The 13,716-nt window shown below is 72.5% G+C and carries 11 protein-coding genes; 9 read left to right on the forward strand and 2 right to left on the reverse strand.

Features of this window, described 5'->3' with window-relative positions:
* Positions 1-391: 391 nt before the first annotated feature.
* Positions 392-940 (reverse strand): bifunctional DNA primase/polymerase, encoded by a 549-nt coding sequence (locus ACIO92_RS10475; protein WP_401235501.1) that lies wholly within the window; start codon positions 938-940, stop codon positions 392-394.
* Between the two features lie 936 nt (positions 941-1,876).
* Between ACIO92_RS10475 and ACIO92_RS10480 the strand changes: the two genes are divergently transcribed.
* Complete coding sequence (locus ACIO92_RS10480) at positions 1,877-3,328, forward strand: PP2C family protein-serine/threonine phosphatase (RefSeq protein WP_401235347.1); 1,452 nt, start codon at positions 1,877-1,879, stop codon at positions 3,326-3,328.
* Positions 3,329-3,552: 224 nt separating this feature from the next.
* Positions 3,553-5,013, forward strand: coding sequence for an aminopeptidase P family protein (locus tag ACIO92_RS10485; protein WP_366445328.1), 1,461 nt, complete (start codon positions 3,553-3,555; stop codon positions 5,011-5,013).
* A gap of 240 nt (positions 5,014-5,253) precedes the next feature.
* Here the strand turns inward: ACIO92_RS10485 and ACIO92_RS10490 are convergent, their stop codons facing one another.
* A complete protein-coding gene (locus tag ACIO92_RS10490; protein ID WP_366445327.1) occupies positions 5,254-5,724 on the reverse strand; it encodes an ATP-binding protein in 471 nt (156 codons plus the stop codon).
* Positions 5,725-5,937: 213 nt separating this feature from the next.
* Between ACIO92_RS10490 and ACIO92_RS10495 the strand changes: the two genes are divergently transcribed.
* The 7 genes from ACIO92_RS10495 to pheA all read left to right on the forward strand — a co-directional run bounded on the left by ACIO92_RS10495 (position 5,938) and on the right by pheA (position 13,281).
* Entirely contained in the window at positions 5,938-6,729 is a 792-nt protein-coding gene (locus tag ACIO92_RS10495; protein ID WP_401235345.1) for a hypothetical protein, read from the forward strand.
* A gap of 146 nt (positions 6,730-6,875) precedes the next feature.
* Positions 6,876-7,673 (forward strand): YcnI family protein, encoded by a 798-nt coding sequence (locus ACIO92_RS10500; protein ID WP_402280146.1) that lies wholly within the window; start codon positions 6,876-6,878, stop codon positions 7,671-7,673.
* 48 nt (positions 7,674-7,721) lie between these two features.
* Entirely contained in the window at positions 7,722-8,462 is a 741-nt protein-coding gene (locus ACIO92_RS10505) for an SCO family protein (RefSeq protein WP_402054920.1), read from the forward strand.
* Complete coding sequence (locus ACIO92_RS10510; protein WP_401235341.1) at positions 8,459-8,926, forward strand: copper chaperone PCu(A)C; 468 nt, start codon at positions 8,459-8,461, stop codon at positions 8,924-8,926. The genes ACIO92_RS10505 and ACIO92_RS10510 overlap by 4 nt, the downstream gene beginning before the upstream one ends.
* Positions 8,927-8,970: 44 nt before the next feature.
* Complete coding sequence (locus tag ACIO92_RS10515) at positions 8,971-11,010, forward strand: copper resistance CopC/CopD family protein (RefSeq protein WP_402280143.1); 2,040 nt, start codon at positions 8,971-8,973, stop codon at positions 11,008-11,010.
* A 3-nt stretch (positions 11,011-11,013) separates the two neighbouring features.
* Complete coding sequence (efeB, locus tag ACIO92_RS10520; protein WP_402280142.1) at positions 11,014-12,318, forward strand: iron uptake transporter deferrochelatase/peroxidase subunit; 1,305 nt, start codon at positions 11,014-11,016, stop codon at positions 12,316-12,318.
* Positions 12,319-12,345: 27 nt separating this feature from the next.
* A complete protein-coding gene (gene pheA / locus ACIO92_RS10525; protein ID WP_366445319.1) occupies positions 12,346-13,281 on the forward strand; it encodes a prephenate dehydratase in 936 nt (311 codons plus the stop codon).
* Positions 13,282-13,716: the final 435 nt, after the last annotated feature.

The raw sequence follows: 13,716 nt of genomic DNA on the forward strand, positions 1-13,716 counted from the left end.
GACCCATTGGTCCTACTGGTCCCACCAAACCCATTGGTCCCGACGACCCCACCGGTCCCGACGGCTTCAGCAGCCTCACCGCCCCCACCCGTCGCTCCCCTCGCGCTCGCCCGGACGCCCGGTTCGCCCGTCTGGCCCGCCATCGCGACGAACGGCAGCAGGACGGCGGCCGTGACGACGGCACCCAGTCCGACCACACGAAGGTTCACCGGGCTCATGCGCTCCACCTGCCCTGCTCGGCCGGAGACCGCGGCCGGAGATCCTGAACGGTGGGCCGAACATAGCGGCGCCCGGCGGCCGTCCCGCCGGGCGCACGCCCGTTTCCCCGGGAAGTCGGCGCCGGACGCACCCGTTCGGGTGAACGCCCCGCGCCCCTCCGGAGCACCGCCGATCAGTACGCCAGTCGGCTCCCGCCGCCCGGGGCGCTGGTGCTCGCCTCCACCAGGGCGTCGACCACCGCCTCCACGTCCGGCAGCCACGGCCGGGCCGAGCCCGCGAGCGGGGCGCGCTCCCACCGGACCTGGCCGGTCCCGGTCACCGAGGGCGGCAGCACCAGATAGCCGCCCTCGCCGTGGAACCGCAGCGAACTGGGCACGCTGTCCTTCGCGTACAGCAGCTCCCCGAGCCGTTCGAGCCCGTACGGGGCGACGAGGATCGACCACCGGGTCGGGGTCGCCACGACCGGGCCGAGGCGCATCCCCGTCGCGTCGAGCGCGGCGAGCGCCCGCGCGCCCGCCACCGCGGGCAGGCTGACCGCGCAGGGCGCGCCGCCGCCGGTGGCCAGGAGCACCGGGGCGTCCGGGCGCCTGGTCCACCACCAGCGGATCATCCGCTCGTCGGTGGTGGCCGCGAGGAGGACCGGTTCGTGGGGGTGGGCGCCCGGCACCACGCAGTCGGGGTCGGGGCAGGCGCAGGACCGGACCGGGGGCACGGGGGCCACCGCCGCCGGACCGGCCGCCGCCGGGCTCGGGTCCGGGGTCTCGGCGGAAGGGCCGCCGACCGTTCCGGAAGGACCGTCCGCGGTGCCCGACGGGCCGGGGGCACCACCTGCGGGCTTCGACGAGCGGGAGACACCGCTCCCGGTGCCCGACGGGCCGGAGGTGCCGTCCGCGGTGCCCGACGAGCCGGGCGCGCCGCCCGTCACCGGGCCCGCGGCCCTGCTCGTGGCCGTGCGGGAGGTCGCTCCCAGACCCGCTCCCGGCAGGACGGGCCAGCCCCATTCGACGCCGAAGGCGACCGCCGCTTCGAGCCGGGCGGTCCTCGCCTTGCGTCGGGACCGGAGCCTGCGTCGCATTCCGAGGATCTCGCGCATGAGCGCTCGTTCCTTTCCGTTGAACGCCGAATCCACATGACACCATGTGCAGGACACTTCACTGTGCGTATCAGCGCGTACCGGGTCGGCGGGGCGCCGGCCCCGTCGATGCGGGGCCGTCCGGGCCGTGTCCAGGTGGACCACGTGGAACCGGGTGGAGCAGGGGTCGGATCCAGGTGGCGCCAGGTCAGAACGAGGTGGAGCCGGGTCAGCACCAGGGGCGGGTCGGAACAGGTTCCCCGCCACTCGGTGACGGGCTGCGGCCTGCGGCATGAAAGACGCCGGGGTCCCGCTTCGCGTTCCGGGACAGCGTCAACTGCCCCTGCCTGTCATCGACTACGTACCCAGCACGCTCGGAATGACGCGCTTTCAAACGACGCCAGTCGACCGCAAAAGGTGCACACTGGGGGCAATTTTCAGCCAAGTTCCCAGGGAGTTCAACCCCTGTGCGCGACCTCACGGACACCACAAGTCCCGGGGAGACAATGCTGGACATCGTTCGTCTTGTGCGTGTACATGTGGATACATCGAGCGGCTCATGATGACGTGGGGGTTTGCGATGCTATGGCGCCAAACGGACCGGTCGGAAAGCCGACTGCCATGAGTGCCCCGCACTCACCGAAAGTGGCCGGAATCAATTCCACTGTTCCCGGCCCCCCGCAGACTGCGTCACCCCTTCCCGGGGTCCCCCCGGCCGCGGCACCCTCCGATCCGGTCCCGCCGCCCGGCGCGCTGATCCAGGACCGGCTGGCCGCCTGGGTCTCCGACCTCACCACCCTGCACGAACTCACCGAGCGCCTCATCAGGACCTCCTCGCTCGACGAGGCCCTCCGCGAGGTGCTCGACGCGGGCGCCGCCCTCGTCGGGGCCCGCCGCGGCATGGGCGTCCTCGAACCGGCCGACGGACTCGGCCCCACCGCCACCCTCGGCCTCGGCCTCGCCCACGCCGATCTCGGGATCATCGAGACCGTCCCCCGCGCCACCAGCAGTTACGGACGCCTCCTCGACGGCCTCCCCGACCCCGCCCGCCCCGAACGGGTCCCCGACCCCATCACCATCCGCGACCTGCGCACCGAGGAGGGCCTCGACCCGCGCCACCGCGAGGTCGCCGCCCGGCTCGGCTTCGCCGCCAGCTACGCGCTGCCCCTCGCCACCGAGGAGACCGGACGGCTCGGCGCGGCCGTCTGGTTCTACGACGAGCCCGCCGAACCCGACGCCCGCCGCCGCCACCTCGTCGGGCTCTACGGACGCTTCGCCACCGAGCACCTCGCCCGGCTCCTCCAGGTCGAGCGGGCCCGCCTCCGGCTCGGCGCCGTCGCCGAGGAACTGCTCCCCAGCAGGCTGCCCCGCGTCCCCGGTGTCCGGCTCGCCGTCCGCCACCGCACCGGCCCCCGGGGCGGCGGCGACTGGTACGACGCGCTGCCACTGCCCGAGGGCGCCCTCGGGCTCTCCGTCGGCTCCGTCACCGGGACCGGCCCCGGCGCGCTCGCCGCCATGGGACGGCTGCGCGCCTCCCTGCGGGCGTACGCGGTGATGGAGGGCGAGGACCCCGTCGCCGTCCTCTCCGACCTGGAACTCCTGCTCCGGCTCACCGAACCCGCACGCTCCGCGACCGCCCTCTTCGCCTACGCCGAACCGGACCGGCGGCGGATCGTCCTCGCCGGGGCCGGGCACGCCCCGCCGCTGATCGTGGGCGAGCGGCGCACCGAGTTCGTCGAGACCTCGCTCTCGGCCCCGCTCGGGATGCTCTCCTGCTGGGAGGCGCCCAGCGTGGAGCTGTCCCCGGCACCCGGAGAAACGGTGCTTCTCTACACCGACGGGCTGCTGCGCCGTACCGGCGAGCCCATGGACCGCGCCTTCGCCCGGCTGCGCGCGGCCGCCGCGAGCGTGCCGAAGGCGGACCGGGACGACCCGGGGGCGCTCGCCGACCACGTCCTGCGGACCCTCCTCCCGGACGGTCTCGACACCGGCGCGGACGGGGAGGACGTGGTCCTGCTCGCCGCCCGCTTCGCCTGACGCGCCCCGGCTCGGGCCGCCCGACAGCGGTGTCCGGCGCCCGGCACGGCCCGCTCCGCGCACGGTCCGGACAGCTCGCCGCCCCCTTCGGCCGAGGGGTGCGGACCCGTGAGGGACCAGGCCCGGAGCGTGACATTCCGGTAATGGGCCTTCCGGCCCTGGGACCCCTTCCGTACGACCGTACGATGGTGAAGGTTCAGTGTCGTACCAGAGGAGGCAGACCCGTGGCCGAGGAGCTCACGCCGGAGACCCCGGAAGAGACCGAAGAGCAGGCGATCAAGCAGCGGAAGAACGGCCTGTACCCGGGCGTCTCCGATGAACTGGCCGAGAACATGAAGTCCGGCTGGGCCGACACCGAGCTGCACGGACTGGAGCCGATCGCCCAGGCCGACCGCACCGCCGAGCGCCGCGCCGCGCTCTCCGCCCGCTTCCCGGGCGAGCGCCTGGTGGTCCCCGCGGGCAATCTGCGGACCCGGTCGAACGACACCGAGTACGCCTTCCGGGCCTCCACCGAGTACGCGTACCTCACCGGCGACCAGACCCCGGACGGCGTCCTCGTCCTGGAGCCGACCGCCGACGGCCACGAGGCCACCCTCTACCTGCTGCCGCGCTCCGACCGGGAGAACGGCGAGTTCTGGCTCGACGGCCAGGGCGAGCTGTGGGTCGGCCGCCGCCACTCCCTCACCGAGGCCGAGCAGCTCATCGGCGTCCCCGCGAAGGACGTCCGCGAGCTGACCGGCGCGCTGCGCGAGGCCACCGGCCCCGTCCGCGCGGTGCGCGGCCACGACGCGGGCATCGAGGCGGCCCTGACCGACAAGGTCACCGCCGAGCGCGACGAGGAACTGCGCGTCTTCCTCTCCGAGGCCCGCATCGTCAAGGACGCCTTCGAGATCTCCGAGCTGGAGAAGGCCTGCGCCGCCACCGCCCGGGGCTTCGAGGACGTCGTGAAGGTCCTCGACAAGGCCGAGGCCACCAGCGAGCGCTACATCGAGGGAACGTTCTTCCTGCGCGCCCGCGTCGACGGCAACGACATCGGCTACGGCTCCATCTGCGCCGCCGGTCCGCACGCCACCACCCTGCACTGGGTCCGCAACGACGGCGACGTCCGCTCCGGCGACCTGCTGCTGCTGGACGCGGGCGTGGAGACCACCGAGCTCTACACCGCCGACATCACCCGCACCCTGCCGATCAACGGCCGGTACACCGAGCTCCAGCGCAAGATCTACGACGCCGTGTACGAGGCGCAGGAGGCGGGCATCGCCGCGGTGAAGCCCGGCGCCGCCTACCGCGACTTCCACGACGCCGCCCAGCGCGTCCTCGCCGAGAAGCTCGTCGAGTGGGGCCTCGTCGAGGGCCCGGTCGAGCGCGTCCTCGAACTCGGTCTCCAGCGCCGCTGGACCCTGCACGGCACCGGCCACATGCTCGGCATGGACGTCCACGACTGCGCCGCCGCGCGCACCGAGGCCTATGTCGAGACCACCCTCGCGCCGGGCATGTGCCTGACCGTGGAGCCGGGTCTGTACTTCCAGGCCGACGACCTGACCGTGCCGGAGGAGTACCGGGGCATCGGCGTCCGGATCGAGGACGACATCCTCGTCACCGAGGACGGCAACCGGAACCTCTCGGACGCGCTGCCGCGCCGTTCCGACGAGGTCGAGGCCTGGATGGCCGCGCTGAAGGGCTGATCTCCGCGTACGTTGGATCCGAGGGGCCCCGTCGACCGACCGGCGGGGCCCCTCGCCGTGGTCCGGCCCGGCAGGGGCCTTCGGCGCCGATCCGGCGCGGCAGGGGCCCTGTGCCGTGGGCCCGCGCGCCTTCGTGGCGCGCCTTCGCCGTGATCCCGCGCGCCCGGTCCGGTCCCGTGCCGACCGCCCCCGTACGTCCGCCCGGTCCGGGGCGCCCGGTCCCGCCCCGCCGCGGGGCGGTCAGGCCAGGAGCAGGGAGGGGCTGTCCTTCCACTTCAGGATCTTGTCGAAACTGACCACCGCGCCGCCCCGGCCCGACCGGTTGCCGAAGTGCACATGGTCCGCCAGCTCCGCGATCAGCCGCAGCCCCCGGCCGTGCTCGGCGTCCGCCGGGGCCGCCGGGACCCCGGCGGGTCCCGGTTCCCCGCCCGGACCGGGGAAACCGGGCCCTGAGTCCGCCACCTCGATGCGGCAGGTCTCGCCGTCCAAGTACGCCGTCACCCGGTAGGCCCTGCCCCCGGCGCCGCTCCCGTCCGTGCCGCCCCCGCCGTGCTCCACCGCGTTCGCGCACGCCTCGGTCAGCGCGACCGACAACTCGTAGGACACGTCGGGGTCGACCCCCGCCGTCTCCATCGTGCCCAGCAGCAGCCGCCTGGCCAACGGCACGCTGGCGGCCTCCCGCCGCAGATGGAGTGACCACCAGATGCTCATGCTCCAGCCTCCCGGCAGCGGCTCGACATACCGATACCTATTGCCAGGCGGGACCCTTCGTAAGCGCCGAAAGGCGTCAAGAGCGCTCGTTCGGCGGATGCACCGCACCGGTGAGCCGGTGTATGTCGCCCCGAAGACCTCCAAGCGCCCCAAGAACGACCTTACGGACCTGCCTCCTGACGGTGGGGGCCGTGGTGCGATGATGGGCCCGCCATGACTGCCCCCGCGCTCGCTCCACGGCTGCTGAGGGCCGCGGTGTTCACCGCGGTCTGTGTCGTGCTGTCCGCGCTCGGGCACGCCCTCGCCGCCTGTGCGGGCATCGCCCTGTGGACGCTCGTGGCGGGCTTCCTCGGGGTCTTCGGGGTCACGGTCCTCTTCACCGGGCGCGAGCGCTCGCTCGGTTTCGTCGTCGCCGCCCTCACCTGCGGACAGCTCGGTCTGCACGTCCTCTTCGGTCTCGGACAGCGTCGGCTCACGCTCGGCCCCGAGGCCGACGACGCCCTCGTCCGGATGGCCGCCCGGTTCGTCTGCGGGGCGGGCGCCGCGGCCCTCGACCCGGCCGACGCCGCCCGGATCGTCCGCGACGCCGGGATCGACCCCGCCACCACGGGAACGGGCGCCGGAGCCCATCTCGGGCACACGGCCGTCGCCGCCTCCCCCGCCGGGGAACTGGTGCCCGGTCTTCCGATGCTCCTCGGACACCTGCTCGCCGCCCTCGCCACGGGCTGGCTGCTGCGGCGCGGCGACCGCGCCCTCGTCCGGCTCGTCGAACTCTCCGAGCAGGGCGCGACGGAGCTCGCCGAATGCGCCACGGTCCGCTCGCTGCGGGCCGCGCTCCGGCTCGTACGGACCCTGCTCCGCGGTCTGTCGGCCGCCCCGGTCGCGGGTCCGGCGCGGGCCGTCCGGACCGCCTTCGACTCCTCGCCGCCACCGGTGGCCGAGGCTCTCCAGCACACGGTGATCAGGCGCGGCCCCCCGGCCGCCGACTGCGTCCTCGCAGCCTGACATCTGCGTCCCCGCAGCCTGACACCGCTCGCCGCGGACCGCTCGGCACGAGTGCGACCGCGATCGTCCGTACGCCCGTGGAGGTTCCTTCCTCCGCCCGGCGCGCCGGACGCCACCCCTTCTCTCCTCGCTGGAGTGTTTCTGCCATGACCGTTCTCCGCGCCTCCTCCGCCTCCCGGGTCTCCACCTCCCGCTCCCGGACCTCGGCCTCCCGGGTCGCCCTCGCCGGTGGCATCGCCCTCTCCTCCGTCGTGCTGCTGTCCGGCCCGGCGTTCGCCCATGTGAGCGTGCAGCCGCAGGGCGAGGCCGCCAAGGGCGGCTACGCGACCGTCAACATCAAGGTCCCGAACGAGCGCGACGACGCCTCCACCGTGAAGCTGGAGGTCAGCTTCCCGCTCGACCACCCCCTGGCCTCCGTCATGCCCCAGCCCGTTCCCGGCTGGAAGGCCGAGGTGACCAGGAGCAAGCTCAGCAAGCCGCTGGAGCTGCACGGCAAGAAGATCAACGAGGCCGTGTCCAAGGTGACCTGGACCGCCGACGGTTCGAAGATCGGCCCCGGCCAGTTCCAGCAGTTCCCCCTCTCCCTCGGCCAGCTGCCCGAGGACGCCGACCAGCTCGTCCTCAAGGCGATCCAGACGTACGACAACAAGGAGGTCGTGCGCTGGATCGAGGAGCAGAAGGAGGGCGCGGAGGAGCCGCAGAGCCCCGCCCCGGTCCTGAAGCTCTCCGCCGCCTCCGAGGACCACCACGGCGGCGCCGCCCCCTCCGCGTCCGCGTCCGCCGGTGCGGACAAGAAGGACGGCAAGGCCGGTCACGACGGCCAGGAGACGGCCTCCGCCGACTCCTCCGACACCACGGCCCGGATCCTCGGCGTCATCGGCATCCTCGCCGGTGTGGCCGGTGTCGCCTTCGGCGTCCTCGCCGGTCGCCGCCGCTCGGCCTGACGGCCGCCCCTCATCCAGCACACCCGGAAAGAAGCGGAAAGAACCAGCATGTCCGCAGAGAAGACATCCCCCCCGAAGTCCGGTGACGCCGCCGAGGCCGCCCGCCCCGGTCGGCGCACCCCGCTGATCGTCGCCGCGGTCGCGATCGTCGCGGCGATCGGCGTCACCGCGGCGGTCGGCCTCGGCGGCGACGGCGACAAGGCGCCCGGCGCGGGCTCCGGCTCGGTCGCCGTGGTCTCCGGCGGCTCCGACTCCACCAAGGCGGCCACCGTCCTGGACCGGCCGTTCACCAAGCCGGACCTCGTCCTCACCGACACCGAGGGCAAGCCGTACGACCTGCGGGAGCGGACCAAGGGCAAGCCGACGCTGATCTACTTCGGCTACACCCACTGCCCCGACGTCTGCCCCATGACGATGAGCAACATCGCCATCGCCAAGAAGAAGCTCCCCCCGGCCGACCAGGAGAAGCTCCAGGTCGTCTTCGTCACCACCGACCCCGAGCGGGACACCCCGGCCTCCCTCGCCAAGTGGCTCCCGGCCGCGGGCGACGCGTCCTTCACCGGTCTCACCGGCGACTTCTCCACCATCCAGGCGGGTGCCCGCCAGATCGGCATCGGCATCGACCCGCCGAAGAAGCTGCCCGGCAACAAGGTCGTCTCCATGCACGGGGCCCAGGTGGTCGCCTTCTCGCCCACCACCGACCAGGGCTACGTCCTGTACGGCGAGGACACCGGCATCGACGACTACGCCAAGGACCTGCCGAAGCTCATCAAGGGGGAGAACCCGTGATACGCCGCACCACCACCCTGTCCGCCGCCGTGGCGCTCGCCGCCGCTCTCGCGCTGACCGGGTGCTCGTCCTCGTCCGACGGCGCCGCGGACGGCAAGCCGAAGCTGGAGGTCAGCGGCGCGTTCATGCCCCAGCCCGTGATGGACATGGCCGGGGGCTTCCTCACCGTCAAGAACACGGGCGGCACGGCCGACAAGCTGACGTCGGTCACCAGCCCCATCTCGGACGACATCACGATCCACGAGACGAAGAACCAGAAGATGCTGGAGGTGAAGTCCTTCGACATCCCCGCGAACGGCGAACTGAAGCTCTCCCGTGGTGGCAACCACATCATGTTCATGGAGCTGAAGCAGAAGCCCAAGCAGGGCGAGAAGGTCAGCATCGAGCTCCATTTCGAGAAGTCCGACCCCATCAAGGTCGACCTTCCCGTCGAATCCGCCGGCCACAACCCGCAGCAGCACTGAGCGAGTTGACGTAGTTCAGACAGAACTGACGGAGTGACCCAGAGATGACAACCACCGCCCCGCGCCTCGGCACCGCCCTGGCCCGGCTGCTGATCCTGGCGGCCGCGCTCCTCGGCACGCTGCTCGCCGGTGCCGCACCCGCGTCCGCGCACGCGGCACTGACCGGAAGCGACCCGAAGGACGGGGCGGTGGTCGTCACCGCGCCCAAGGAGGTCAACCTGACCTTCTCCGAGCAGGTCGCCATGAGCCCCGACTCGATCCGGGTCCTCGACCCGGCGGGCCGCCGGGCCGACACCGGCGAGATACGCGACCTGTGCAGCGGCGCCATCGTCCGATACGGGGTGGGGCTCCGCGCGGGTCTGCCCGACGGCACCTACACCGTGGCCTGGCAGACCGTCTCCGCCGACAGCCACCCCATCTCCGGCGCGTTCACCTTCTCCATCGGCGCCCCCTCCACCACCTCCGTCGCCCTGCCCGACCGGTCGGCGGACGGCGGGGTCGTCGGGACCCTCTACGGTCTCGCCCGCTACCTCTCCTACGCCGGTTTCGCCGTCCTCGTCGGCGGCGGAGCCTTCGTCCTGGCCTGCTGGCCGCGCGGCGCGAGCGTCCGGCCGGTCCAGCAGACCGTCGTACGGGGCTGGCTCACCCTCACCGGCGCCACCCTCGTCATGCTGCTGCTGCGCAATCCCTACACCGGCTCCGGCGAACTCTCCGACGCCTTCGACCTCGCCGGTCTGAAGGCCGTCCTGGAGACCAAGACCGGGGCCGCGCTCACCTCCCGGCTGCTGCTGCTCGGCGCGGCCGCGCTCTTCGTGGCCGTCCTCTTCGGCTCCTACGCCCGGCGCACCGACCCGAAGGAGAAGAAGGACCTCTCCTTCGGCCTGGCCCTCGGCGGCACGGTCGTCGCGGCGGGAATCGCCGGCACCTGGGCGCTGGCCGAGCACGCCTCGACCGGCATCCAGCCCGGCATCGCCATGCCGGTCGACATCCTGCACCTGCTCGCGGTCGCCGCCTGGCTCGGCGGTCTGACCGTGCTGCTGGTCTCCCTTTACCGCACGCCGCACGTCGACCGCTCGGCGGTCGAGCGGTTCTCCCGGGTCGCCTTCGGCGCCGTGCTGGTCCTCGCGGCCACCGGGCTCTACCAGTCCTGGCGCCAGGTCGGCTCCTGGTCCGCGCTCACCGGGACCCGCTACGGGCAACTGCTGCTCGTCAAGATCGGTCTGATGTGCGTGCTCATCGGCATCGCCTGGATCTCGCGCCGCTGGACCCGCCGCCTGGCCGACGCCGAGCCCACCGGGGAAGCGCCCGAGAAGCCCGGTGCGGCCGAGAAGCCCGGTGAGGCCGGTGAGGCCTGCGGTGCCGAAGAAGCCTGCGGTGCCGAAGAAGCCGGTACGACCGGGGGCTCCGAGGAGACCAGGAGGCCCGGGGGGACGGTCGACGAGACGGCCGACGAGACGACGACGGAGACGGTCGGCCCCGCGACGGACGAGGCCGAAACCGATCCCGAGCGGTCCGCGCAGCTCGCCCGTCAGCGGGTCGCCGTCGCCACCGCGCGGCGCAAGCGCGAGCGGGACGCCGACCCCGAGCGGGCCGGGCTGCGCCGCTCGGTACTCACCGAGGCGGCCGTCGCCGTCGTGCTCCTCGCCGTGACCACCGTGCTCACCTCGACCGAACCCGGCCGCACCGAGGAAGAGGCGGCACGGAGCGGCAACGTATCCTCCGGTCCCGCCGCCGTGCCCGACCGGCCCGTCGACATCCGGCTGCCCTTCGACACCGGCGGCGTCGAGGGCAAGGGCATCGTCCGGCTCAGCCTCGACCCCGGCCGCACCGGCGCCAACGCGCTCCACCTCTACGTCGAGCGCCCCAACGGCAAGCCGCTCGACGTCCCCGAGGTCAAGATCGCCCTCACCCTGGACGCGAAGGACATCGGCCCGCTGCCCGTCGCCCCCGACCGCATCCAGACCGGACACTGGAGCGCGAGCGGCGTGCAGATCCCGATCTCCGGCGACTGGCGGATCCAGGTGACCGTCCGTACCTCCGAGATCGACCAGACCACCGTCGAAAAGAACGTGAAGATCGGCTGATCCGTGACCGAGAACGACAACCTTGAGATCTCCCGGCGACGGCTGCTGGGCACCGTCGGCGCGGCGGGCGCGGCCGGACTCGTCATCGGCGGGGCCGGTGGCATCGGGATCTCCACGTCCGGGTCGGACGACGACGCGGGCGCCAACGGCCCCGGAGGCTCCCCGGCACTGACCTCCGTCGGGGCGACCGAGGTGATGTTTCACGGGAAACATCAGGCGGGCATCACCACACCGCTCCAGTCCCGGGGCCATCTGGTCGCCTTCGACCTGGCACCGGGCGCCGGGCGCAAGGAGGCCGTCGCCCTGCTGCGCCGCTGGTCGGCGACGGCGAAGGCGCTGATGGCGGGGAAGGCCCCGACCGGAGACACCGGGATCGCCCTCGACGCGGGCCCGTCCTCCCTGACGGTCACCTTCGGCTTCGGCCGGACGTTCTTCGACCGCACCGGGCTCGCCTCGCGGCGGCCCGCCGCCCTCGACCCGCTGCCCGCCTTCTCCGCCGACGCGCTGGACCCCCGGCGCTCGGAGGGCGATCTGTGGGTGCAGATCGGTGCCGACGACGCCCTGGTCGCCTTCCACGCGCTGCGCGCCGTCCAGAAGGACGCGGGCGAAGCCGCCCGGGTCCGCTGGCAGATGAACGGCTTCAACCGCTCGGCCGGGGCCACCCCGAAGCCGATGACCGCCCGGAACCTGATGGGCCAGGTCGACGGCACCGCCAACCCGAAGCCCACCGACCCCGACTTCGACCGGCGGATCTTCGTCCCTGCCGGAGCGGCCGGGACAGCCGGAGCCACCGGAGCCACCGGAGCCACCGGGGCCGAGGAGTGGATGGCCGGAGGCTCGTACGCGGTGGTGCGCCGCATCCGGATGCTCCTCGACGACTGGGAGAAGCTGCCGCTCGACGGGCAGGAGAAGGTGATCGGGCGCCGGAAGTCCGACGGGGCCCCGCTCACCGGCGGCTCCGAGATCACCGCGCTGGACCTGAACAAGTTCGGTCCCGACGGACAACTGGTCATCCCGGACAACGCCCACTCCCGGATCTCCGCCCCCGAACAGAACGGCGGGGCGGCCATGCTGCGCAGGCCGTTCTCCTTCCACGACGGCATCGGTCCGGACGGGGCGCCGGACGCCGGGCTCCTCTTCGTCTGCTGGCAGGCGGACCCGCTCAGGGGCTTCGTCCCGGTGCAGCGCAAGCTCGACCGGGGCGACGCCCTGTCCGCTTTCATCCGCCATGAGTCCAGTGGCCTCTTCGCGGTCCCCGGCGGCCCGGCCCAGGGCGAATACGTGGGCCAGCGCCTCCTGGAATCCTGAGCGTCCCGGGCCCACTAGGGTGACGGTATGTCCGCCACCCGGTACACGTATCTCGGCCCCGAGGGCACCTTCACCGAGGCCGCGCTGCGTACGCTGCCCGAGGCCGCGACCCGGGAACTCGTCCCCATGGTCTCGGTCCCGGCCGCGCTCGACGCCGTACGGAACGGGGAGGCCGCCGCCGCACTCGTGCCGATCGAGAACTCCGTCGAGGGCGGGGTGACGTCCACCCTCGACGAGCTGGCCTCCGGCCGCCCGCTGATGATCTACCGCGAGGTGCTGCTCCCGATCGCCTTCGCCCTGCTCGTACGGCCGGGGACCAAGCTGTCGGACATCAAGACGGTCACCGGTCATCCGGTGGCGCAGCCGCAGGTGCGGAACTGGCTGCGGGCGCATCTGCCCACGGCCGTGTGGGAGTCGGCCGCCTCCAACGCGGACGGGGCCCGGCTGGTGCAGGAGGGCCGGTTCGACGCGGCCTTCGCGGGCGAGTTCGCGGCGGCGACCTACGGCCTCGAAGCGCTGGTGACGGAGATCCACGACGCGCAGAACGCCGAGACGCGCTTCGTGCTGGTGGGCAGGCCCGCCCGTCCGGCGGCTCCGACCGGCGCGGACAAGACCTCGGTGGTGCTGTGGCAGGGTGACGATCATGCGGGTGCCCTCCTCGAACTGCTCCAGGAATTCGCGGTGCGCGGGGTGAACCTGATGCTGATCCAGTCCCGGCCCACGGGGGCGGGGATCGGGAACTACTGCTTCGCCGTGGACGCCGAGGGCCATATCGCGGACCGCCGGGTGAGCGAGGCGCTGATGGGGCTCAAGCGGATCTGCCCCCAGGTGCGCTTCCTCGGCTCGTACCCGAGGGCGGGGGTCTCGGTCGAGCAGGTGCCGCCGCTGCGGCGCGGTACGTCGGACGAGGAGTTCACTTCGGCCTCCGACTGGTTGGCGAGGGCCCAGGACGGTCGGGCTTGATCCGATGATGGACGAGCGCTCCCGAAGCCGGGAGCGCTCGTCCACAGGTGCGAACCACTAGTCCTACCTGCGTATTTTCAGTTACCCGCAGCAGTTATCCACAGGCGCCCTCTTCAACCTGGGGACAAGTCGACAGCTCGCCCCGACAAGGTCGACAAATCGCCCTAGCCACATCCATGGCAGGGGCATCTGTCCACAGCCCCTCATCCATGACTTCGTCAGCACCACTCATCACGCCAACTCGTTGGAGCGAGGAGTTCCCACCCAAATGAGTGGCTCAATAGCGTTTGATCACGGAATTCCCAGGCTCGAAGCGGGAAATCCCCATGATGTTCTCCGTAGTCCACAGATCTTCCGCACAGCCTGTGGATAACTAAATGCATCAGCCCGGATCTCGACATTCCCACGGGCCTCAAAAGGGATGAAACGGTACAC

The sequence above is a fragment of the Streptomyces sp. NPDC087215 genome, assembly GCF_044744885.1.
In the GTDB taxonomy this organism is placed as follows: domain Bacteria; phylum Actinomycetota; class Actinomycetes; order Streptomycetales; family Streptomycetaceae; genus Streptomyces.